This is a genomic window from Streptomyces sp. NPDC107550, from assembly GCF_055639095.1.
The window spans coordinates 77,703-100,698 of the sequence record NZ_JBVKBC010000025.1 but is presented as its reverse complement, the minus strand read 5'-3'; the positions used below and the strand labels follow the sequence as shown (position 1 = coordinate 100,698).

At 72.4% G+C, this 22,996-nt stretch carries 15 protein-coding genes and 1 pseudogene; 7 read left to right on the top strand and 9 right to left on the bottom strand.

The features are described from left to right. Nucleotides 1-512 precede the first annotated feature (512 nt). The gene (locus ACZ7LY_RS26640; protein ID WP_471627241.1) at nucleotides 513-962 is read left to right on the top strand and encodes a PTS sugar transporter subunit IIA; all 450 of its coding nucleotides are present in this window, start codon (nucleotides 513-515) and stop codon (nucleotides 960-962) included. 75 nt (nucleotides 963-1,037) lie between these two features. After that, a complete protein-coding gene (ptsP, locus tag ACZ7LY_RS26635) occupies nucleotides 1,038-2,708 on the top strand; it encodes a phosphoenolpyruvate--protein phosphotransferase (RefSeq protein WP_471627240.1) in 1,671 nt (556 codons plus the stop codon). Nucleotides 2,709-2,777: 69 nt separating this feature from the next. On the opposite strand, the gene ACZ7LY_RS26630 is transcribed toward ptsP, so the two are convergent. Together ACZ7LY_RS26630 and ACZ7LY_RS26625 are read right to left on the bottom strand one after the other, a co-directional pair. Beyond that, nucleotides 2,778-3,680, bottom strand: coding sequence for a hypothetical protein (locus ACZ7LY_RS26630; RefSeq protein WP_471627239.1), 903 nt, complete (start codon nucleotides 3,678-3,680; stop codon nucleotides 2,778-2,780). Between the two features lie 105 nt (nucleotides 3,681-3,785). Next, nucleotides 3,786-5,759 (bottom strand): acetoacetate--CoA ligase, encoded by a 1,974-nt coding sequence (locus tag ACZ7LY_RS26625; RefSeq protein ID WP_471627238.1) that lies wholly within the window; start codon nucleotides 5,757-5,759, stop codon nucleotides 3,786-3,788. 214 nt (nucleotides 5,760-5,973) lie between these two features. Between ACZ7LY_RS26625 and ACZ7LY_RS26620 the strand changes: the two genes are divergently transcribed. Beyond that, nucleotides 5,974-8,331 (top strand): glycoside hydrolase family 31 protein, encoded by a 2,358-nt coding sequence (locus tag ACZ7LY_RS26620; RefSeq protein WP_471627237.1) that lies wholly within the window; start codon nucleotides 5,974-5,976, stop codon nucleotides 8,329-8,331. Between the two features lie 93 nt (nucleotides 8,332-8,424). Here ACZ7LY_RS26620 and ACZ7LY_RS26615 read toward each other — a convergent pair whose 3' ends face one another. Then, the gene (locus ACZ7LY_RS26615) at nucleotides 8,425-8,961 is read right to left on the bottom strand and encodes an NUDIX domain-containing protein (RefSeq protein WP_471627236.1); all 537 of its coding nucleotides are present in this window, start codon (nucleotides 8,959-8,961) and stop codon (nucleotides 8,425-8,427) included. A gap of 71 nt (nucleotides 8,962-9,032) precedes the next feature. On the opposite strand from ACZ7LY_RS26615, the gene ACZ7LY_RS26610 reads away from it, so the two are divergent. Continuing rightward, entirely contained in the window at nucleotides 9,033-9,842 is an 810-nt protein-coding gene (locus tag ACZ7LY_RS26610; protein ID WP_471627235.1) for a M15 family metallopeptidase, read from the top strand. Between the two features lie 49 nt (nucleotides 9,843-9,891). On the opposite strand, the gene ACZ7LY_RS26605 is transcribed toward ACZ7LY_RS26610, so the two are convergent. Next, a complete protein-coding gene (locus ACZ7LY_RS26605) occupies nucleotides 9,892-10,665 on the bottom strand; it encodes a phosphotransferase (RefSeq protein ID WP_471627234.1) in 774 nt (257 codons plus the stop codon). Nucleotides 10,666-10,901: 236 nt separating this feature from the next. Here ACZ7LY_RS26605 and ACZ7LY_RS26600 point away from each other — a divergent pair. Further along, nucleotides 10,902-11,362, top strand: a pseudogene (locus tag ACZ7LY_RS26600) (Zn-ribbon domain-containing OB-fold protein). Beyond that, nucleotides 11,359-12,549: a lipid-transfer protein gene (locus ACZ7LY_RS26595; RefSeq protein ID WP_471627233.1), complete on the top strand. Its 1,191-nt coding sequence runs from the start codon at nucleotides 11,359-11,361 to the stop codon at nucleotides 12,547-12,549. The pseudogene ACZ7LY_RS26600 and the gene ACZ7LY_RS26595 overlap by 4 nt, the downstream one beginning before the upstream one ends. A gap of 101 nt (nucleotides 12,550-12,650) precedes the next feature. Here ACZ7LY_RS26595 and ACZ7LY_RS26590 read toward each other — a convergent pair whose 3' ends face one another. The 4 genes from ACZ7LY_RS26590 to ACZ7LY_RS26575 form a co-directional block, all read right to left on the bottom strand. Next, on the bottom strand, nucleotides 12,651-13,256 hold the full coding sequence (locus tag ACZ7LY_RS26590; RefSeq protein ID WP_471627232.1) for a GTP-binding protein: 606 nt from the start codon (nucleotides 13,254-13,256) through the stop codon (nucleotides 12,651-12,653). Between the two features lie 66 nt (nucleotides 13,257-13,322). Beyond that, nucleotides 13,323-13,745 carry a DUF742 domain-containing protein gene (locus tag ACZ7LY_RS26585; protein WP_471627231.1) on the bottom strand — a complete coding sequence of 141 codons (423 nt, stop codon included), beginning with the start codon at nucleotides 13,743-13,745 and terminating at the stop codon, nucleotides 13,323-13,325. 9 nt (nucleotides 13,746-13,754) lie between these two features. Further along, a complete protein-coding gene (locus ACZ7LY_RS26580) occupies nucleotides 13,755-14,192 on the bottom strand; it encodes a roadblock/LC7 domain-containing protein (RefSeq protein WP_471627230.1) in 438 nt (145 codons plus the stop codon). Then, nucleotides 14,189-17,167 (bottom strand): sensor histidine kinase, encoded by a 2,979-nt coding sequence (locus ACZ7LY_RS26575; RefSeq protein WP_471627229.1) that lies wholly within the window; start codon nucleotides 17,165-17,167, stop codon nucleotides 14,189-14,191. Before ACZ7LY_RS26575 ends, ACZ7LY_RS26580 begins: the two co-directional genes overlap by 4 nt. 588 nt (nucleotides 17,168-17,755) lie before the next feature. On the opposite strand from ACZ7LY_RS26575, the gene ACZ7LY_RS26570 reads away from it, so the two are divergent. Then, nucleotides 17,756-18,172, top strand: coding sequence for a hypothetical protein (locus ACZ7LY_RS26570; protein WP_471627228.1), 417 nt, complete (start codon nucleotides 17,756-17,758; stop codon nucleotides 18,170-18,172). A 122-nt stretch (nucleotides 18,173-18,294) separates the two neighbouring features. Here the strand turns inward: ACZ7LY_RS26570 and ACZ7LY_RS26565 are convergent, their stop codons facing one another. Continuing rightward, nucleotides 18,295-22,980, bottom strand: a complete 4,686-nt coding sequence (locus tag ACZ7LY_RS26565; RefSeq protein ID WP_471627227.1) for a coiled-coil domain-containing protein — start codon at nucleotides 22,978-22,980, stop codon at nucleotides 18,295-18,297. Nucleotides 22,981-22,996 lie beyond the last annotated feature (16 nt).

Here is a 22,996-nt window from a genome sequence, read left to right as displayed (position 1 = left end):
GTTGACTTTTGGCACGCTGTTGAGTTCTCAAGGAACGGACGCTTCCTTTGTACTCACCCTCTCGGGCTTTCCTCCGGGCGCTTCCCTTCGGTCTTACTGTCTTGCGTTTCCGACTCTATCAGACCGTTTCACCGGCCGGTTTCCTCGGATTTCGATTTCCAGAAAATCGCTTTCGCGTTTTCCCTTTCGGCGAGATCGAACACTATCAGGCTTTTCTCGGCCCTCTGACCATCCATCTGCGGACATGCAGAAGTAGATCGAAGATAGTGTGCGACTTGATTGGTGCCGCCGGGACGTTCGACGCTCTGCGGCGTCGGCTGCTCCCAGGCAGGGGTACGACAGTACATGGGCCCCGGGCCGGGAGGCAAATCGTTTGCTCGGTGCCTCTACGTCAGCCAACCGGTAGCTCTCATGCGGAACCGGGACTTTTTATGACTTACGCTTCTGAACAGTGCGTCGTCCAGGACAGGCAGCGGCGGCGCCCCCGAATCTCCACCCCTGGGAGGCTTGCCATGACCAGTGTGACGTCCCCACTTGCCGGACGCGCGATTGGGCTCACCGCCGTACCCGACCCGGTCTTCTCCGGTGCGATGGTCGGCCCCGGCACCGCCATCGACCCCGTGCGCGAACCGTCTGAGGCCGTCGCCCCCGTCAGCGGCATCGTGGTGTCCCTGCACCCGCACGCGTTCGTCGTCGTCGACGAAGCGGGCCACGGCGTCCTCACGCACCTCGGCATCGACACCGTGCAACTCAACGGCGAGGGCTTCGAGCTGCTCGTCAACAAGGGCGACACCGTGCAGCGAGGCCAGTCCATCGTGCGCTGGAACCCGGCCGCCGTCGAGGAAGCCGGCAAGTCGCCGGTCTGCCCCGTCGTCGCCCTGGAGGCCACCGCCGAGTCGCTGTCCGACGTGATCGAGAGCGGCGAGCTGAAGGCCGGCGACGCTCTGTTCGGCTGGAAGTGACCGCGGGTCGCCTCAGGCGGCCGCAGGACAATCACCGCGGCGGCAGACCCCGCCGCACTATCGGAGACGGGTGAGATGGAGACTACGCTGCGAGGCGTCGGCGTGAGCCACGGTGTGGCGATCGGCGAGGTTCGGCACATGGGAACGGCGGTGCTGGAGCCGCCGGCCAAGCAGATTCCGGCGGAGGACGCCGAGCGCGAACAGGGGCGCGCCCGGCAGGCCGTCGAAGCTGTCGCGGCCGACCTGATTGCGCGCGGCAATCTGGCCGGCGGCGAGGCGCAGGCCGTCCTGGAAGCACAGGCCATGATCGCTCAGGACCCTGAGCTGATCGCCGACGTCGACCGGCGCATCGCCGTCGGCAGCACCGCCGAACGCGGCATCTACGACGCGTTCTCGCACTACCGCGAACTGCTCGCGGGTGCCGGTGAGTACATGGCAGGCCGCGTCGCCGACCTCGACGACGTGCGCAACCGCATCGTGGCCCGACTGCTCGGCGTGCCCATGCCGGGCGTGCCGGACAGCGACCAGCCGTACGTGCTCATCGCGCGCGACCTGGCGCCCGCCGACACCGCGCTGCTCGACCCGGCGCTGGTCCTCGGCTTCGTCACCGAGGAAGGCGGTCCCACCAGCCACAGCGCCATCCTCGCCCGCGCCCTGGGTGTGCCGGCCGTGGTCGCGCTCCCCGGTGCCGGGGAGCTCGCCGAAGGCACGACCGTCGCCGTCGACGGCAGCAGCGGTGAGATCTTCGTGGACCCGAGCGCGGAGAAGAAGGCCCAGCTGGAGGCCGCGGCCGCCGAGCGCAAGGCGGCGCTGGCCGCGGCGACCGGCCCGGGCGCGACCTCCGACGGTCACAAGGTGCCTCTCCTGGCGAACGTGGGCGGCCCCGCCGACATCCCCGCCGCCGTCGAGGCGGGTGCCGAGGGCGTCGGTCTCTTCCGTACCGAGTTCCTCTTCCTGGACGACAGCAAGAAGGCACCGTCCGAGGAGAAGCAGGTCGAGGCGTACCGCCAGGTTCTCGAGGCGTTCCCCGAGGGCCGCGTCGTCGTGCGTGTGCTGGACGCGGGCGCCGACAAGCCGCTCGACTTCCTCACGCCGGCCGACGAGCCCAACCCGGCGCTCGGCGTGCGTGGCCTGCGCTCGCTGCTCGACCACCCCGAGGTGCTGCGCACGCAGCTCACCGCGCTGGCCAAGGCCGCCGAGGGGCTGCCGGTGTATCTCGAGGTCATGGCCCCGATGGTCGCCGACCGCGCGGACGCCAAGGCGTTCGCCGACGCGTGCCGTGAGGCCGGTCTGCAGGCCAAGTTCGGCGCGATGGTGGAGATTCCGTCCGCCGCGCTGCGGGCCCGCTCGGTGCTCCAGGAGGTCGAGTTCCTTTCGCTCGGCACGAACGACCTGGCGCAGTACACCTTCGCGGCCGACCGCCAGGTCGGCGCCGTCTCCCGTCTCCAGGACCCGTGGCAGCCGGCGCTGCTCGATCTGGTGGCGCTGTCGGCCGACGCGGCGAAGGCCGAGGGCAAGAGCTGCGGTGTCTGCGGCGAGGCCGCGTCGGACCCGCTGCTGGCGTGTGTGCTCACCGGTCTCGGTGTCACCTCCCTGTCCATGGGCGCTGCTTCGATTCCGTACGTGCGGGCGACGCTCGGCAAGTACACGCTGGCGCAGTGCGAGCGTGCCGCCGCCGCGGCGCGGGCGGCTGACTCCGCCGACGAGGCGCGTCAGGCCGCGCAGGCTGTCCTGTCCGGCGAGTAGCCGCAGGCTCCGCCTCTTTTTCGGAGGGCGCTCCCCCGTCGGGGAGCGCCCTCCGCGTATGCGCGGCCGTCAGTGGGTGTGCCGTCCCGTGGGGTCGGAGTCGTCGACGTGGGGAGCGGTGCGGTAGTCGACGCCCGGCTCTGGGGCTGTCAGGTCACCGGTGTGGGCGTCGGTGCAGTACGCGTCGAAGACCTCTGCCGCTGTGAGCTGTTCCAGATGCTCTCCTTTGAGGCGCCAGCCGTAGACACGGTCCCGCCCCTCCTGGGTGGTGCGGACCACGAGGGCGCTGGGTGTGCGGGTGGCGACGGCGAGGGCGATGACCGTGGTCAGCTCCATCACCTCCGTCTCGTCCATGCGGACCGTGCCGGGGGCGGAGTCCGCGTCGAGGTGGAGGACGGCCAGCAGTGCCTCGTCGGCGGTGGGGACGCTGACGACCCAGTGGTGGGTGCCGTCGCCGATGGTGTCGATGACACGGGCCACGAGGTAGGAGGCGCGGGCGAAGGCCGTGCGTCCGATGTCCTTGCCGCAGACGGCGCAGGGGCCGACGCGGGTGAGGACGGACGACGCGTACTCCCAGGTGGCCTGGCGGACGGCCTCCTCCACGAGGTCGGGGAGCAGGTCGGCCAGGGGCTGCCCCTCGTACGGGAGGCAGGGGCCGGCGGCCGAGAGTTCCGCTGTGAAGCGGGCGCGGCTGGTCACGGTGTCGGGCTCGATGCCGGTCTCGGCGCAGAACTCCTCGTACTCCACGGGGTCGAAGAGGGCGACGTGGGTGTGGCTGCCTTCGTCCGCGAGGGTTTTGAGGAGCTTCTCGACCTGGCGCAGATAGGTCTGGTGGTCGTCGAAGGTGAAGGTGCGGTAGCGCCGCATCTGTGTGAAGTCCTGCTCGTCGGCGAGCAGGCCGATGGTGCCCGCGACTTCGCGGCGCAGGTGCTGCGCCGCTTCGGCCGTCCGGTCGTGCTGAGTGCCTGCCATGACTTCCCCCTGAGTACGCTCGGCGATCAATGCTCACTCAGAGTAATCGGAGCCACTGACAACGGCGCTCGGAGCGGGCTCCGCACGGCCGGACGGCCCCGGGTGTCAGGCGCGCTTGCGGGCGATCTCCTCGTAGAACCGCAGGAGTTCGATGTCGTCGATGGAGCCGGCGTTCACGGCCTTGTCCAGCGGGGTGCCCTGGAGGAGTCGCTTGACGGGGACCTCGATGCGCTTGCCGGTGAGGGTGTGGGGGACGCCGGGGGCTTCGATGATCTCGTCGGGGACGTGGCGCGGGGAGAGCTGCTCACGGATCGTCTTCTTGATGCGGGAGCGGAGGTCGTCGTCGAGGACGGCGCCGGGAGCCAGGTGGACGAAGAGGGGCATCCAGTAGCCGCCGTCGGGCTGTTCGAGGCCGATGACAAGGGATTCCCGGATCTCGGGGAGGCGTTCGACGGCTTCGTAGATGTCGGCGGAGCCCATGCGGACGCCCTGGCGGTTGAGGGTGGAGTCGGAGCGGCCGTGGATGATGACGGACCCGCGTGAGGTGAGGGTGATCCAGTCGCCGTGGCGCCAGACGCCGGGGTAGGTGTCGAAGTAGCTGTCGTGGTAGCGGCTGCCGTCGGGGTCGTTCCAGAAGCGGATCGGCATGGACGGCATGGGGTTGGTGACCACCAGCTCGCCGACCTCGTCGATGAGGGGGTTGCCGTCCGGGTCCCAGGCCTGGAGGTCGGTGCCAAGGCCGGGGGCCTGGAGTTCGCCGATGTGGACCGGGAGGGTGGCGACCGCGCCGGCGAAGCAGGAGCAGACGTCGGTGCCACCGCTGACGGAGGCGATCCACAGGTCCTCGCGGACTTCGTCGTGGAGCCAGCGGAATCCGTCGGGCGGGAGCGGGGAGCCGGTGGTGGCGACGCACTTGACGCGGGACAGGTCGAGGTCGCGTCCGGGGTGGACGCCGGCCTTGCGGCAAGCCATGACGTAGGCGGCGGAGGTGCCGAAGAGGGTGGCTCCGGTGCGTTCGGCGACGGCCCACTGGGCGCCGGTGTCGGGGAAGCCGGGGCTGCCGTCGTACGTGACGATCGTGGTGCCGGTCAGGAGGCCGGAGACGAGGAAGTTCCACATCATCCAGCCGGTGGACGTGTACCAGAAGAAACGGTCCTCCGGGCCGAGGTCGCAGTGCAGGCCGAGCTGCTTGAGGTGCTCGACGAGGATGCCGCCCTGGGACTGGACGATGGCCTTGGGAAGACCGGTCGTACCCGAGGAGTAGAGCACCCACAGGGGGTGGTCGAAAGGGACCTCTTCGTAGACGGGCGGGGTGTCTCCCGAGGTGAGGGCCGCCCATTCGAGGGCGCCTTCGGGGGCTTCGGTGCCCAGGAGCGGGATGTGGACGACGGCGCGCAGGGACGGGAGCTCGGCGCGGAGTTCGGCGACGGTCTCGCGCCGGTCGTGTTCCTTGCCGCCGTAGCGGTAGCCGTCGACGGTGAACAGGACGACGGGTTCGACCTGCTGGAAGCGGTCGAGGACGCTGCGGGCGCCGAAGTCGGGGGCGCAGGAGGCCCAGACCGCGCCGACGGCGGCGCTGGCGAGGAGGGCGACGACGGCCTGGGGGATGTTGGGCAGATAGCCGCTGACGCGGTCGCCGGGGCGTACGCCGAGGGCACGCAGTTCGGCGGCGAGAGAGCCGACCTGGGCGCGCAGCTCGGCCCAGGTGACGGGGCGGATCTCGTGCGTCTCGTCGACGTGCAGGATGGCGGGCGTGTCGGCGCGCGCCGGGTCGTCGGCGGTGCGCAGGGCGTGCTCGGCGTAGTTCAGGGTGGCGCCGGGGAACCACTGGGCGCCGGGCATGGAGCGGTCGCCGAGCACGCGCGCGTAGGGGTGTGTGAAGCGCACGTCGAACCATTCGGTGACGGCCTTCCAGAACGTCTCCAGTTCGGTGACGGACCAGCGGTGCAGGGCCGGGTAGCCGCCGTCGGCGGGCGCGCCGTGGTGCTGGGCCGCCCATGCCTGGAACCGTGTGACCTGCGCGTCGTCGATCTGCTGCTGGTCGGGCTGCCAGAGCGGAGTGGGGTTCGCGGTGGTCATGGGGCGGCTCCCGGGAAGTACGCGGTGTGGGCGTCGTGGGCGCGCACGGCTGGGGTGTGCGCGTGACGCGGCTCAGCAGGACGATGCCATGTGATCGACTTCCGCACCAGGGTCTCCCCCACATAGTCCGCCTCGTGAAGATGTGCCGCGACCACTGGTGAACGGCAGTTGAACGCGGCCCTGGCGTGGAGTCCTGGGTGGCAGGCTGAGCAGCATGAACGGTCGTGACCTGATGCGCTCGGTGAAGTCGGTTTCCAAGGTGGGCGGCGCGCAGGGGTTGCGTGCGGTACGGGCTTCCTGGCGGCGTCGGCGGGCGGACGCGGCGGGCCTCGTCCCACGGGGTCCTGAGCGTGCGCGGGTGCCGGGGAGCGTGGTCGGGGCGGAGCCCGAGGCGGGCGGCGGCGTGGTGCGGTTCTCACGCGCGCGGCTGCGGATCGTGGTGACGGTGAGCGGGGCTGTGTTCTGGGGGTGGGACGGGGCCGAGCCGGAGCCGTCGTACGCGCTGGCTGGCGGGTGTCCGGAGGTGGACGCGCGCGTGGCGCTGGAACCGGACAAGGACGGCGGCTGGCGGGTGGTGGCGGAGCGGGCGACCGTGACGGTGTCGCGGCACGGCGCGGTGAGCGTGTGCACGCCCGGTGGTGTGGTGCTGCGGCGTGATCTGCCGCCCCGCTGGTGGGAGCCGGAGAGCGGTGGGGAGGCACGGTGGGTGCAGCGGTCTGAGGTCGGTGCGGACGCGCGGTTCTTCGGTCTGGGTGGCCGGGCCTCGGGGCCCCGGCTGCGGGAGGGGACGTACCGCTTGTGGAACACGGACCCGGGGGGTTCGTTCGGGCCGGGTGACGATCCGCTGTCGATCACGATGCCGGTGCAGATGGTGGTGGCCGACGCGGGTACACATCTGGTCTTCCACGACAACACGTGGGACGGGGAGGTCCGGCTGCGGGAGGGCGCCGAGGGGGCGGGCTCAGGCCATGACCTGCCAGGTGGGTGCGAGGTGCGCATGGAGGGCGGCCCGTTGCGGTGCTGGGTCGTGGTGGGGCCGCCGGCGCGTGTGCTGCATGTGTGGGCGCAGTTGACGGGTGGCGCGGCCGTGCCGCCTTCGTGGGCGCTCGGTCATCATCACGCGCGGTGGGGGTTCGGCAGTCAGGAGGAGGTGCGGCGGGTCGTGGACGGCTACAGGGAGCGCGATGTGCCGCTGGATGCCGTGCATCTGGACATCGATCACCTGGAGGAGCGGCAGGTGTTCACGGTGGACGGTGAGCGGTTTCCGTCGCTGTCCCGGCTGGCGGAGGAGTTGCGTGCCGATGGGATCCGGTTGGTGTCGATCGTCGATCCGGCGGTGAAGCGGGCGCGGGGTAATGCCGCGTACGACAGTGGGCGGGCGATCGACGCCTTTGTGCGTGATTCCGCCGGCCGTGCCGTGCGTGGCGTGGTGTGGCCCGGCGAGTCGGTCTATCCGGACTTCACGTCGGGGCGGGTGCGCAAGTGGTGGGGCGGCCTGTACGAGGAGCGGCTCGCTCGGGGTTTCTCGGGTTTCTGGCATGACATGAACGAGCCGGTGTCGTTCGCCGCGTTCGGTGACCCGACACTCCCCCGATCTTCGCGGCACGCGTTGGAGGGGCGGGGCGGTGACCATCGTGAGGCGCACAACGTGTACGGGCTGTGCATGGCGCGTGCGGGCTACGAGGGACTTCGGGAGTTGCAGCCTCAGGAGCGGCCGTTCGTTTTCTCGCGGTCGGGCTGGGCGGGCATGCAGCGCTATGGCGGGACATGGTCGGGGGACGTGGCGACGGGGTGGCCGGGGCTGCGGGCTTCACTGTCCCTGGTGCTCGGGCTCGGCCTGTGCGGGGTGCCGTACTCGGGGCCGGACGTGGGCGGTTTCGACGGGAAGCCGTCCGCGGAGCTGTATGTGCGCTGGTTCCAGATGGCCGCCTATCTGCCGCTGTTCCGTACGCACTCCGCGGTGTGGGCAGGGCGGCGGGAGCCGTGGACGTTCGGCGAGGAGGCGTTGGGGCACGCGCGCGTAGCGGCACATGAACGGCGCCGGCTGCATCCGTACGTCGTGACGCTGGCGCATCTGGCCCGGCGTACGGGGGCGCCGTATGTGCGGCCTTTGTGGTGGAGCGCCCCGGAGGACCGGGCGTTGCGGGACTGCGAGGATGCCTTCTTGCTGGGTGACTGTCTGCTGGTGGCGCCGGTGTTCGTGGAGGGCGCCCAGGAGCGGACGGTGCGGCTGCCGCCGGGGCGGTGGTACGACACGGCCACCGGCGAGGCGTTCACGGGTCCGGGCCCGGTGACGCTCGCCGCGCCCTTGTCGCGCGTGCCGGTGTTGGTGCGGGCGGGCGCGGTGGTCCCTGTACGGGGCGACGGCGGGGGCACGGAGCTGGAGGTATGGACGCCTGAACCGGGTTGCACGGGGGCGGGGGTGCTCGTGCCGGACGTCGGGGACGGCTGGGAGGAGCCGGAGGCCGAGCGGTTCCGGGTGCGCCTCCACGGCGGGCGGGTCGTCGTCGAGCGCGACGGCGAGGGTGAGGACTCGGAGCTGCCGTACCCCGTACGGGTGCGCGGGCTGTGAGTTTCTGTGCCGGAGGCTGAAGGCCTGACGGCTGCCTGTATGTGGGCCGGTCGATACGGATGCCTATATGGGGGGCGCTTTGGGCGTGTGCCCCTATGTGTAGCGTCCTTCGAACCAGGCTCTGACGGCCAGTGTGTGCAGCGGGAAGGCCAGTTCCGCCGGGCGGTGCAGGAGGTGCCAGCCGTCCGTCTCGTCGGTCGGGGCGCTTTCGGGCAGGTAGGAGGCGGGGCGCTCGGGCAGCAGGCCGAACAGGAGCAGGTGTCCGTCCGGCGCGCTCATCGCGTCAGCGAGGCGTACGTCCCGCGCGGCGGCGTCGATGCCCGTCTCCTCCCTGAGTTCGCGGACGACGGCGCGGCGCCAGTCCTCGCGGTCGTCGATGAAGCCGCCGGGGAGCGCGGACTCCCCGCGCGCGGGCGCGATGGTGCGGGTGATGACGACGAGGGCGGTGCCGGCCGTGTCGTACACGGGCTGGAGGGCGATGGCGACCGGCAGGGGGTTGCGGTAGGCGACTGAGTCGCAGGCCCGGCAGGTACGCGGCCAGCCGCGCACCTCACTCCCGTAGGCGGCTCCGCAACTGGAGCAGTGGGAGTCCGGAACGGGGCGGGCGGTGGGGTCGGTGGATGCGGGCACGGCGCGGACTGTATCCGATCACCGGTGGGTGGTCTTCCCCGGAGCCCCTCGCTCCTGATAGACGCTGGTCCATGAATCGAACTGCCGCCGCTCTGCGGAAACTTGCCGCTGTCTCGGCCGCCGCGCTGCTCGGTGTGGCCGCCGCTCCCGCCGGCGCCCATGCGACGCCCGACCCGAAGGCGCCGAAGGAGTTCGTGGCGCTCAAGGACATCGATCCCACGATCATCCAGGAGATGCGCTACGTCACGCAGCACAACTTCGTGGGCCGCCCCGTCGACGGTTACAAGAAGCCCCTGTGCATCCTCACGCGGCCGGCGGCGAACGCGCTGCACAAGGCGCAGGTCGGTCTCCTGAAGCGGGGCTATTCGCTGAAGGTGTACGACTGTTACCGGCCGCAGCGCGCGGTGGATCACTTCGTGCGGTGGGCCGAGGATCTCGGGGATCAGAAGATGAAGGCGGAGTTCTATCCGCATGTCGACAAGACACGTCTGTTCGCTGACGGCTACATCGCGGAGAAGTCGGGGCACAGCCGTGGCTCGACCCTGGACCTGACGGTGGTCCGGCTTCCTGCCGCGCCGACGCGTGCCTATGTGCCGGGTGAGGAGTTGAAGCCCTGCTACGGGCCGCAGAAGGAACGGTTCCCCGACAACTCTGTCGACATGGGCACGGGCTTCGACTGCTTCGACACCCTGGCGCACACGGACGACCCGCGCGTGCGAGGTGTGCAGCGGTCCAACCGGGACCTGTTGCGCGACGCGCTCACCGCGCAGGGGTTCGTCAATCTGCCTGAGGAGTGGTGGCACTACACGTACAAGCCGGAACTCTTCCCGAACACATACTTCGACTTCCCTGTCTCCAGGAGGTCGCTGGCCGGGCACTGAGCGAGCCGCTTCGCGCGCGGAGCGCGTCGTTCACCTCTGGGCGCGTCGTTCACCTCGGGGCGAGGAGAGTGGCGCGTTCCGCGCGGAGCCACGCCTGTTCGGCCTGCATCTCGGTGGCGTCGCCCCGGGTGAGGAAGGTGAGCCATGGTTCGCGTCCGTCGCCGCCCAGGCGTTCGATGCGGGCCGCTTCCCGGCTCTGGAGGGCGTCGAGCGCGTCCAGTACGGCGTCCCGGCGGGTCCCGTAGGCGGCGCAGAGGATGTCGAGCCGGGTGCGTACGTCCTCCGGGCCTGTGAGGGGCGCGCGCCGCTGTTGCGCTGGGGGGCGCAGGGGGACGGCATACCAGGCGAGTTGGGCGACATCGTCGATGGCGTGTCCTGGGGCGGCGAAGTCCCAGTCGATGAAGCCGGTGAGGTCGTCGCCGCGCCAGATGGAGTTCCAGGGGCCCAGATCACCGTGGCGGATGATCATGCCGGGGCGCCACGGCTCGTCCTCGCCCTGCCAGCGGGCGCCGGGCGGCGGACGAAAGTCCCGGACGGCCTCGTGGTACTCGCGCAGCCAGCCACCGAGCGCCGCGATGCCGGAAGTGGCGCGCAGGGGCTGAGGCCAGGGGGAGAACGCGGGTTCACCGTGCAGCAGCGAGAGGGTCTCCTTGCCGTCCTCGGCGCGCAGAGCGCGCGGGGCGCGGGTGAAGCCGGCCGCTTCCAGGTGGGACAGGAGGGCGTGCACGGCAGGGGTCCACTCCCCCGCAGGCCGGCGGATGGTCTCGCCCACGCGGCGCACGGTGTTCACGCTGCCCTGGTCTGTCGCCCCGTCCTCGATCACCGGAGCAGCCTAGGGCCTGTCCTTCGGATCATGCCGGGGTCGCGCCTGATCCGAAGGGAAGACCCCAGCCGGGACGCGTGAGGGGCGGCCGGGAGCACCCCCGTGGTTCCCGTCCGCCCCTCACGCATGACAGGGACGCGAGAGTCGCTTCGCCGGTTCTGCCGGGGCCCTGCCGTGTTCGAGTCGAGCGTGGCACACTCCTGACGTTCCGTCAGATTCGGTGTCGGGGAGGAAACATGGCGCGTGCCCACACTCCGGTCGTGGCCGACTGGTTCGCGGGCGAGGGGGACGGATTCCGGCTGCTCGGGACGCGGTGCGCGGCGTGCGCCTCGGTGTTCTTCCCTCGGGAGGACGGGCTGTGCCGCAATCCGGCGTGCGGGGGCGGTGAGCTGATCGAGGTACCGCTGTCGCGCCGGGGACGGATCTGGTCGTACACCGACGCCCGCTACCGGCCGCCGGAACCTTATTTGTCTCGAACCGGGAACTTCCCTGGGAGCCGTACGCGTTGATCGCTGTGGAGCTTGCCGCAGAGCGAATCGTGGTGCTCGGCCAGGCGGCTCCTGGGGTGACCGTGTCGGACCTGGAGGTCGGCATGGAGGTGGAGGTCGTGCCGGGCGTGCTGAGCGAGGAGGGGGACGAGGAGTCGGGCACGGTCTGGACGACATGGCATTGGCGGCCGACGGGGGTGGCGGCATGACGGGGGACGTGGCGGTTCTGGGTGCGGGAATGCATCCGTGGGGCAAGTGGGGACGGAGTTTCGTCGAGTACGGGACAGCGGCGGCGCGGGCGGCGCTCGCGGACGCCGGGATCGACTGGCAGGACGTGGGGTCGGTCGTCGGCGCGGACACGGTGCGGGGTGGCTACCCGGGCTATGTCGCCGGGGCGACGTTCGCCAGGGCCCTCGGCTGGCAGGGCGCCCGGGTGACGAGTGTGTACGCGGCGTGCGCTTCCGGCGCGCAGGCCATCGACACGGCGCGGGCGCAGATACGCGCGGGGCTCGCCGAGGTCGTCCTCGTGGTGGGTGCCGACGCCGCGCCCAAGGGCTTCTTCCGCCCCGCAGGCGGGGACCGGAAGGACGATCCGGACTGGTTGCGGTTCCGCGTGCTGGGCGCGACCAATCCGGCCTACTTCGGGCTGTACGCGCGGCGCCGCATGGCCCTGTACGGCGACACGCTGGAGGACTTCGCCCAGGTCAAGGTGAAGAACGCGGCGGCCGGCCTGGGCAACCCGTACGCGCGCTACCGCAAGGCCGTGACGGCGGAAGAAGTGGCAGCGTCGGCCGTCGTCGCGGACCCGCTGCGGCTGCTCGACATCTGCGCCACCTCGGACGGCGGCGCGGCCCTGGTGCTCTCCAGCGTCGAGTTCGCCCGCCGGCACGGGGTGACGGACCCGGTGCGCGTACGGGCGGTGTCGACGGTGACGCCGACGTATCCGAGCACGGTGCTCGACCTGCCCGACATCGCCACGGACTCGGCGGCCGGCGCCCGACCGGAGGGCCCCGCGTTCCGGGCGTCGATAGCGCGCGCCGCGTACGAGGAGGCCGGCGTCGGGCCGGAGGATCTGTCGCTGGCGGAGGTGTACGACCTGTCGACGGCCCTGGAGTTGCAGTGGTACGAGGACCTCGGTCTGTGCGCGGAGGGCGAAGGGGCGAAGTTGCTCAGGGACGGAGCGACCGCGCGCGGAGGGCGCATACCCGTGAACGTCAGCGGTGGCCTCGCCTCCTTCGGCGAGGCCGTCCCCGCGCAGGCCATCGCGCAGGTCTGCGAGCTGACGTGGCAGTTGCGGGGTACGGCCGGGGAGCGTCAGGTGGAGGGAGCGCGGGTCGGGATCACCGCGAATCAGGGGCTGTTCGGGCACGGGTCGGCGGTGGTCGCCGTGCGGTGAGGGAGGCGTGGGACTCGGGAGGCGGGGCGCGGTCCGGCCGCGGGAACGAGTCGGGCGGCGTGGGCCCTCCAGCACGGGGACGGACCGCTTGCCGGGGCCTCTCAGGTCGCCGCGGGCTGGCGGTGGTGGGCGACGCTGGTGGCGGCGTGCTCCACGACACCGATCAGGACGTCCTTCACGGACTCCTTCTCCCGCGCGTCACACAGCAGCACCGGGACCTCGGCGTCGAGGTCGAGGGCCTGGCGCACGGAGTCGGCGGGGTACCTGTCGGCGCCCTCGAAGCAGTTGACGCCCACCACGAACGGGATGGAGCGGCGCTCGAAGTAGTCGACGGCGGCGAAGCAGTCCTCCAGGCGGCGCGTGTCGGCGAGCACGACCGCGCCGAGCGCCCCGGTGGCCAGTTCGTCCCACAGGAACCAGAAGCGGTCCTGGCCCGGGGTGCCGAACAGGTACAGGACCAGGTCCTCGCGCAGCGTGATACGGCCGAAGTCCATCGCCACCGTCGTCGTGTGCTTGCCCTCGACCCCGTGGGTGTCGTCCACCGGGCGGCCCGCCTCGCTGAGCAGTTCCTCGGTGCGCAGTGGGCGGATCTCGCTCACTGCGCCGACCAGCGTGGTCTTCCCGACGCCGAACCCGCCGGCCACGAGGATCTTGAGCGTGACCGGTTCGACGGGGGCCTTGCCTCGCTGCGAGCGCCCGAAGATCATGGCTGGTTCTCCTGTTTGCTGTCGGCCGGTACCGGCGCCGGTGCCGATTCCGGTGGCGCTGGTGTCTCAGAGCGCCCTGAGGCCGTCGATCACATCGCGCAGAATGCTCTCGTCGGGCAGTTCGGCCGGGGGCACGGGGCGTGAGACGTGGACCAGGTCCTCGTCGACGAGGTCGCCTATGAGGACACGTACGACTCCGATGGGAAGGTCGAGTTCTGCGGCCAGTTCGGCGACCGACTGGGGGGTGTGACGGCACAGTTCGACGATGTCGACGTGTTCCGGGGACAGCGTCTGGTCGGCGAGGGCGCCGCCGTCACACGTCTCCGCCACGACGACGGCGATCAGGTCGAGCCGGTGCTGGGACGCGCTGCTCGTGCGGCCGCGCGTCATGGCGTAGGGACGCACGACGGGTCCGGCATCGTCGTCGAACCAGTGGTGCGTCTCCCGCGTCTCCTGTGACTCCTGCGTCCGGTGCCCGTCTGCACTCATGCCGTTCCACTACCCGCCGGCGGGCTGGTCCGTGCGCGGGGCCGTGCCGAGATGCGCGCCGACCCGCTTGACGAGCAGCGTCATCTCGTAGGCGACGAGGCCCACGTCGGAGTCGGCGTCGGACAGGACGGCGAGGCAACTGCCGTCGCCCGCGGCGGTGACGAACAGGAAGGCGTCGTCGAGTTCGACGACGGTCTGCCGCACCCCGCCCGCGTCGAAGTGCCGGCCCACGCCCTTGGCGAGGCTGTGGAACCCGGAGGCGACGGCGGCGAGGTGTTCGCCGTCCTCCCGGCTGAGGTCCTTGGAGACCCCCGTCGGCAGACCGTCCCCGGAGAGCACGAGTGCCTTGCGGATGCTGCCGACGCGCTCGACCAGATCGTCGAGGAGCCAGTTGAGCTCCCTCGACGCACCGTTCGTGGTGTACGCGGTGGCCTTCGGTGCGGTCATCGACCGTCCCCCTCAGATGTCGTTCCCTGTGCTGTGCCGTCGGCGCTCTGGTCGCTCGTGACGTCCGCCGCGTTCTCCTCGCGGCCTCGCTGCCAGCCGCGCTGGAGTGCCGCCATGCGGCTGCGTACCTCGTCGGCGTCCCGGTCGGCGGGCGACGCCGTGACGCTCTCGTCCCGGCCCTTGGCGCGGTCGGCGCGCAGGTCGGGGCCGTCCTTCAACTGCGGTGCCAGATTGGCCTGGCGGACCCGGCGCGGGAGGCCGCCGGGGGCGGTGCCGGTACGGGCCGTGCCGGTGCCCGCGCTCGCGGTGGAGCCGGTGGAGTTGGTCTCGCGGACGGGCTCGGGCTTCTGGCGCGTGCCCGGGGCCTCGCTGCCCTCCGGGGCGGCCGCAGGTGCCGGGGGCTCCCCAGGCCCCTGGGAACCCGTACGGCCCCCTGAGGTGCCTGTCGCGTCCGGCTCCCTGTCCCGCTCGCCCGCCCTGCCGCGTCGGCGCGGGAGCTGGGCGAGCGGCGTGAGGGAGGCCCCACGCGGCGTGTCGCGGTCGCGTTCGTGCTGCTCGACAGCGTCGTCGGGCCGTCCGTCCCCGGAACGGTCCACGGGCTTGCCGTGGGAGCTGACCAGCTTGGGCGTGCGGCGCCGGGGCAGGGCGACCAGGCCGTCAGGTGTGGAACGGCCCGCTACGCGCGCGTTGTTGCGATCCGCGTCCCGCTCCCCCGCCCGCTCCGGCGAGCGACCCGACGTACGGTCCAGGGAGCGGTCGGCCGAGCGGGCGAGGCCGTGGCCGTCGCTCTCGGCGTCCGCCGCCGACGCGTGCTGGTGCTGCTCGCCCGGGAGTCCGGCGAGGCCGGAGACCGGGCGGCGCGGGCGGAACAGGCCGCCACGCTCGCTGTCCTCGTCGCCGAGTGCGCCAGGGAACGGCGTCATGTCAGCGGTGTTCAGGGGCGCTTCCAGTTCGACAGGTCCGTCGAGCACCGACGGCGGGAGGCCGGGAAGCCCCTCCTTCTTGTCCGTGCCGGCGGCCCGGCCGGCGCGACGGGCCGCATCCGGGCGGTCGAGGCGGAATCCGGCGCCCTCGGTGTCGGGCGCGTCGTCCGTCAGGAGCGCGTCCGGGATGAACACCACGGCCGTCGTGCCGCCGTACGGGGAGGGCTGGAGGGAGACGCGGACGTTCTGGCGCTGGGCGAGGCGGCTGACGACGAACAGGCCGAGCCGGTCGGTGTCGGAGAGTTCGAACTCGGGGGTCTCCGCGAGGCGGAGGTTGGCGTCGAGAAGCGCGTCGGGGGCCATGCCGAGGCCCCGGTCGTGGATCTCCAGGGTGAAGCCGCTGCCGACGCGTTCACCGACGACCTGCACGGCGGTGTGCGGCGGCGAGAACACCGTGGCGTTCTCCAGGAGTTCGGCCACGAGGTGGGTGAGGTCCGCGACGGCGGGGCCGGTCACGGCGATGCGCGGCAGCCGCCGTACCTCGATGCGCTCATAGTCCTCGACCTCGGCCACGGAGGCGCGCACGATGTCCATGAGCTGCACCGGCTTGCGCCACTGCCGTGAGGGGGCCGCGCCCGAGAGGATCACGAGGCCCTCGGCGTGGCGGCGCATGCGGGTGGTGAGGTGGTCGAGGCGGAAGAGGTCCGCGAGTTCGTCGGTGTCCTCCGTCCTGCGCTCCATGGTGTCGAGCAGGGTGAGCTGCTTGTGCAGCAGGACCTGGCTGCGGCGGGCGAGGTTGACGAACACCTCGGAGACGCCGCGCCGCAGTTCCGCCTGCTTGACGGCGGCCTCGACGGCGGACCGCTGGAGGGTGTTGAGGGCCTGTCCGACCTGGCCGATCTCGTCCTTGTCGTATTCGAGGCGCGGGGCCTCGGTCTCGACGTCGACCTCTTCGCCCGCCGCGAGGCGGCGCATCACGCCGGGCAGGCGCACGCCGGACGCCTCGTGCGCCTCCAGGCGCAGTCGGCGCAGGTCGCGGATGAGGCCGCGGCCGATACGGAACGACAGGAAGAGGGAGAAGAGCAGGGCGACAAGGCCGAGCACCCCGGCGATGCCGGCGCGCAGCAGCACCTGGATCGCCACCGGTCGGGCGCGGTCCTGGTAGCGGTGTGCGGCGGTCTTGTCGCGTGCGACGAGCTGTCCTATGACCTGCTGTGCGGCCTTGTCCCAGCGGGCGGAGGTGACGCCTTCGGGGGTGCCGGGCTCGCCGTTGACGAGGGCTGTCTCGGCGGTACGCAGCGGGTTCGTCTCGGGGCCTCGCCAGTAGCGCTGGTAGCGGGCGCGTTCGTCGTCGGGCAGCAGCGCGAGGTTCGTGTCGTACAGCAGGGTGCGCTGGGCCACGAGGTCGGAGATCTGGCGCAGCTCCACGCGCGTGAGGCGACGCGCGACGAGTCCGCTGCCGACGAGCGCGTCTTCCTGGGAGAGCAGTTCGCCGGCCTTGATGACGCCGACGAGCGCGCGTCCCTGCCGTTCGACCTTGGAGTCGTCGAGCGCGGTGAGGTCGAGGAGGAAGTCGTACGCGGGGGCGATCAGGCGGTTGTAGAAGTCGAGGGCCTGGGCGCGGGTGACGGTGCCCTCGTCGACGTTGCGGCGCAGCGACTCGATGCCGGCGAAGCCTTCGACGGCGGCGTCGAGCGTGCCGCGTGCCTCGCTGGTGAGGTCGCCGCGCAGGCCGGAGTCGCGCGCCTTCTCCTTGATCCGCGAGATCTGCTCGTCGGCGGCGGTGCGACGGGTGCGCAGCGCGGACTCGGCGTCGGAGGCACGCGGGTCGGCGAGGTAGACCAGGGTCTGGCGGCGTTCGTCCTGGAGCGCCCGTCCGGCGTCGACGAGGGGGTAGCCGATGGCGTCGGCGACCTTGCCCGCGGACAGGAGTTGGACGGCGGCCCGGCCCGTGATCACGGAGGCGAAGGCCCAGATCGCGGTGAGGGAGAGCAGCGGCACGAGCAGCAGCGCCACGATCTTCCGGCGGATGGATTTCCCGCGAAAGCGCATGGCCTCCCCCAGATCGGCCCCCTGCGACGAGGCGAGGGGTACACATGTGCGGCAACAAACGGCGCGAGCCTACTACTGAGACACAGGCAACTCGAAGGCCCGTCCGGACGCCGTTCTCCTCAACACCCCTGCCCACGTCCGGAGTTGTCCGGGCATGAGGGGAGATTGCAACCCAGGAAGGCGACCTCGCCAGGGGTTCATAATCGGACGCGCCTGTGGGGCAGTTGGCCGGAACTCGCCACTCCGGCCGCGCCGGACAGGTCAGATGAACGATTCCGCGCCACGATCGAGTGAACGCGGGGAATCTTTCCGAAGGCCGGATCGTCGTAGCTGGTGGGACGGCACACGAGGCAGTTCCACCGGAGGCGCCGGAGCGCGGCGCCTCCACGGGCCGCATCCGCGGAGCCGCCCCCGGGCGGCGCTCGGGGGTGTGTACGCGGCGCAGGCGGGGGCACGCAGAGAGGCGCCCGCAGATGTCGTACGGGGAAGTGGTGCGGCCCACCCAGTGGCGTAAAGCAGAGCAAAACGGGCAGTCACTGGTCAGGCCGGTGCGGGGGCATCGGGCCGGAAGGGCCCTGGGGGCCGGGAGTGGTGGGGAGTGACGTGGCGATGGAGACAGAGGGGCGACGGGAGCTGTGGGTCGAGGAGCCGGCCAAGCGGCGCCGGCTGCCGGACCCGGTGCGCACGGCTGCGGTACGGGCGGTCCTCATAGTGGCGATCACCTTGATCCAGGCCATGGTGGCCTTCCTGTGCACCCTGTCCGACTCCTGGCTGGCGTTCCCGATGGTGCTCAGCAGCGTCGCCAGCACGGTCGTCGCCACGTGGGGCGTCCTCGACGTCTGGGTGACCCGCCAGGTGTGGAACCAGCGCAACGGGGTCGTCTCGGTTCCCGCCAGCACCGCGCGCCAACTGCGCAGGGAGCGGCGCCGAGCCCGGCGGGCGGGGCGCCGGGCCCCGGAGAACATACGCGGGCGCGGCGGTGCGGGGCAGCTCACGCATTCATGAGCCTTCGGAGGGGGCGGGCGCCCGCTTTGAACGTCGGCGGGCCGACAGACAGCGGGCGGTGCCGGCACCGGCACCGCCCAACGGGGGCAGCCCCACGGCACCCCCCGCCCGGCGGCCGCCGGTTACGCGGTCTGAGGTTCGGGGCGCTTGTACATCCGCGTCGCGGTGATCTCTCCGTGGACCGTCTCGCCCTCCGGGTCCTGCTGCGGAAGGCCAGGGCGCAGGTGCTCCTCGACGCTGATGTACTTCAGCCCCGCCCGCAGGTCGGCGTCGTTGCGCAGACGGATGACCAGGGGGAACTCGGCGAGTGCGGTCGTGTCGAACAGGCCGGTGGTGTACAGGAGTTGGACGCCGAGCGCGTCGGAGACGGCACGCTGCAGCTCAAGGAGGTAGGTGGCGTTGGCGCGTCCGATGGGGTTGTCGAGGAACAGGGTGCCGGCGTGGCGGTGCTTGTCACGGCCCCGGTCGTTGCTGCGCAGCGCGGCCATCGTGCAGTACAGGGCGATGGCGGCGGTGAGCAGCTGGCCGCCGGAGAACACGTCGCCCATCTGTCCGACAGGGACGCGTTCCGCGCGGAGCACGGCGTCCGGCTTGAGGATCTCGACGGCGACGCCCTTGGGCTGGAGGGCAGCGCTGACGCCGCGCAGCAGCAGGGACATACCGTCGCGGCGCAGATCGGAGTTCTTCTTGACGGCGGCGCGGGTGGCCTCGTCGATGACCTCGCCGAGCCGTTCGACGAGGGTGGCCTGGTCGGGTTCCTCGAAGCGGATGCGCAGGAACTCCTGGCCCGACCACTCGCCGAGTCCCTCGGGCAGCCGGGACAGGCGCTGGGCGGAGCGCAGGGTGGCCAGCGAGGACTCGACGAGGCCGCGAAGACGGTCGACGATCGAGTCACGGTTGCGTTCGAGCTGCGCCAGCTCGTCCGTGAGGACGCGAAGACGCGGGGCGAAGGCGTCGGCCCACCGCTGCGCGTGCTCGGGCAGGGCGGACGCGGGCAGTTCGCGGATCTGCTGCCGGGCCGGCGTGCGTACCTGCTCGTAGCGGGTGGAGTTGGCGTGCCGGACGAGGATGTCGGAGGCCTCGCGGACGGCGGCCTCGGCGGCGGACAGATCGGCGGAGCAGCCGCGCAGGGAGCGGCGGGCCTCGGCGGCGGAGGTGCGGGCTTCCTCCAGCGTGCCCGGGTAGGGCTCGGGCTCCTCCTGCTCCTCGCTCTCGGCGGCGTGGTCGCGGAGCAGGTCGCGCAGGAGGGCGGCGGTCTCCTCGAAGCCGCCGACCGCGTCCTCGGCGGCGCGGTGGGCGTCGAGGAGTTCGGCGTGGGCGGCGCGGGCGGTGCCCAGGGCGTCGGTGCGGGCGGCGAGTTCGGTGGTGGCCGTGCGCAGCAGCGTCTGGGCGTGCTCGACGTCGGCGGGGACGAGGTCCTCGGGCAGTTCGGTGTGGGCGTCGCCGACCTCGGGCGCGTGCCGTTCGGCTTCGCCGCGCAGCCGGCCGAGCTGTTCGCTGGCGGTGGAGGCGCGGGTCTCCAGGAGCTGGACGAGTTCTTCGGCGCGGGAGGCGGCGGCCTGGCGGGACGGGCCGTCGGATCCTTCCGGTGATTCGAGGAGGGCTGCGGCGCGGGTGCGGACCTTGTTGCTGAGCCGGTCCAGTTCGGCGAGGGCGGCGGACTCGTCGCTCTCGGCGCGGGCCTGTTCGGCGCGCAGGTCGGCGCCGACGCCGACCTTCTCGTAGACCTGGGAGGCGGCCCGGTATGCCTCGCGCAGGGCGGGCAGGGACGCCTTCGGTGCCTCGCCGTGGGCGTCGTCGGGCAGGTCGTCGGGGGCGCCGGCGATCTCGGCACGCTCGGCGCGCAGGGTGCGGGCGGTGCGGTGGGCGTCGTCGGCGGAGCGCTGCGCGGCGCGCCGGTCCTCGTCGGCGGCGCGGGCTAGGTCGAGGCAGGTCTGGGCGCGGGCTTCGAACTCGACGGCCTCGTCGGCGAGTTCGCGGACCTTGGCCTGCCAGGCGGTGCGCTCGCGGAGCCGGTAGGCGAGGCCGGCGAGGGCGTCGGCGGCGCGGCGGGCCTTCTGGGCGGCTTCCTGGCGTTCGTCGCGGACGCGGGTGGCCTCGGCGGCGGCCTCGTCGGCCTCGGCGCGGGCGGAGCGGGCCTCGGCCAGTTCGGCCTCCGACTCTTCGGCGAAGGTGCGGGCTTCCTCGGCGGCGGCGGCCAGTTCGGCGAGGTGCCCGGCGGGGCAGCCGACGCGCCAGGAGGTGAGGCGGGCGGAGAGTTCGCGGTCCTTGCCGAGGCGGTCGGCGAGGGCGCGGATGTCCTCGTCGCGGCGGGCGGCGCGGGCGCGCAGGGCGTGGCGCTCCTCGTCGGCTGCGTGCTCGTCGTGCATGGCCGGGTTCGGCGGGACGAGGAAGACGCCCTCGTCGGAGCGGTTCTCAGCGGGGGTGGGGGCGAGGAGGGCGGCGGCGGTGCCGACGGCGACCGCGGAGCGCGGCAGCAGGGCGGCGCCGGAGAGCGCGTCGCGGGCCCGCTCGTGGGAGCCGGGGTCGGTGATGATGACGCCGTCGACGAGTTCGGGGCGGGCGGCGAGGACACGGGCGTGGTCGGCGGGGTCGACGGACTGGGCGAGGTAGCGCCAGCCGGGCAGGGCGGGGATGCCGTGCTCGCCGAGGAACTCGACGGTGGCGAGGACGTCGGGCCCGGGCGGCAGCAGGCCGCCGTCGCCGAGGGCGCCGAGGATGCGGGCGTCGTCGGCGGCGGCGGTGCGCAGGTCGAACAACTGCCGTTCGGCGGAGGCGACCGAGTCGTCGAGGAGGACCTTGAGGTCGTCGGCGGCGCGGTCGAGGTCCTCGGGGCTGAGAACCGCCCCGATGGAGTCGTCGCCGCTGTGCTGCGCGGCGGCCTTCGCGCGCAGGGCGCCCGGATAGCCGGAGAGGCCGGCGGTGGCGGCGCTGTCGGTGTCGGCGTCGTCCGGGGCGGGGCGGCCGCCGATGCCGAGGAGTTCGGCGATGCGTTCCTCGGCGGCGAGGGCGGCGGCGGTGCGCTGCTCGGCGCGGTGGCTCTGCTCGGCGGCGCGGGCGGCGTCGGCCGCGCGGGCTGCGGTCAGTTCGGCGCGGCTCTCGGCGGCGGCGGCCTCGCGGGCGTGCTCGGCGGCGCGCCGGGCGGCTTCGCGGGCGGTGTCCCAGGCGGCGACGGTCGTCTTCTCGGCGTCGGTCGCGGCGAGCGCGGCGCGGGCCGGGTCGGCGTCGGGGGCGCTGTCGTCGAGCCAGCCGGCGCGGACGGCCTCGGCGGTCTCCTGCTCGACCTCGGCGAGCCGCTGGCGCAGGTGGCCGAGTTCGCTGCGGGCGCGCTGGGCGTCGGTGGCGGCGGCGGTGGCGTCGCGGTGGGCGCGTTCGCCGGTCTCCTGGAGGACGGCGGAGCGCTCCTCCTCCTCGTTGGCGTGCTGCTCGGCCTTCTCGGCGGCGCCGTGCAGGGCCCGTACCAGCTCGGAGGCGGCCTTGGCGCGGGCGGCGAGGGCGGGGGCGGCGTCGCGCTCGGCCTCGCGGATGGCGGCGGCCACGCGCGCGGAGCGGTCGGCGGCGGCACGGTGCCGCAGTACTGCCTCGGCGGCCTGCCAGGCGGAGTGCAGGGTGCGGGCCTCGGCCAGTTCGCGCTTCTGCGCGGCGGCGGCCTTCTCGGCGCCCGCGAGGGCCAGGGAGGCGTGCCGGTAGGCGAGTTCGGCGGCGATCAGGGAGCTGCGCTCACGGGCGCTCTCCGCATCGGTGACGGTCCGAGCGGCGGCGGTGACCTGCTGGGCGAGGTCGCCCGCGCGGTCCCGCTCGACGCCGGCGCGGGCGGAGAGGCGGCGGGCGAGGGTGCGGGTGCGGCGCTCGGCGGCGGCGTGGATGTCACGCGCGCGGGAGCGGGCGTCGGCGGCTTCGACGATGCGGGTCAGAAGGTCGACGGACCCGGCGGTGAAGTCGCGTTCGGCGATCAACTCGGCGCGGCGGCCCAGCTTGTTGCCAAAGCCGCTGACCAGGTCGGCGAGGCCGTCGGTGTCACGGGTGTCGGTGACGGCGCGCAGCAGCAGGTCGGTGAAGTCGGAGTCCTTCTTGACGGCGAACAGGCCGGCGGCCTCGCCCTCGTCGGCGTTCATCTCGCGCTGGTAGCGGAAGAGTTCGGGGTCGAGGCCGAGGTCACCGAGGTGCTCGTTCCACCGGTCGTGGATCTCCTCCCAGTGCACCTCCAGATGCGGGTACGCCTTGCCGGCCTCGGTGAGCGCGTCGCGGAAGCCCTTCATCGTGCGGCGGCGGCCCTGGGCGCCGGACGCGCCCTCGGCGGCGGGGCGGACGGTCGTGGACTCCGCGACGGGCAGCGCGTCCAGACTCATGCCAGGGCCGGGGCGGAAGGAGTACCAGGCCTCGGCGAACTTGCGCGGGTCGTTGGAGACCTGGCGTCCGCGCCACTCGCTGACCTTGCCGACGACGACGCACTCACCGGTGAGCGTGTGCTGCCATTCCAGCGCGACGTGTCCGCAGTCGTCGGCGAGGAGGAACTTGCGCAGCACGCCGGAGCTGGCGCCGCCCAGCGTGTTGCGGTGGCCCGGCAGCATCACGGAGAAGATCAGCTTGAGCAGGACCGACTTGCCGCCGCCGTTCTCCAGGAAGAGGACGCCGGCCGGCGCGGGGCGGCGCGGCGGTCCGACGGGCTCGTCCTCGAAGAACTCCGCCTGGGTGGGCGCGGGGTCGGGCACGGGCTCGCCGACGCCGCGCAGGTCGAGCACGGTGTCGGCGTAGCGCGCGCCGGCAGGCCCGATGGAGTAGAGGCGGACCCGGGACAGCTCGTACATGGCGGACTCTCGTGGT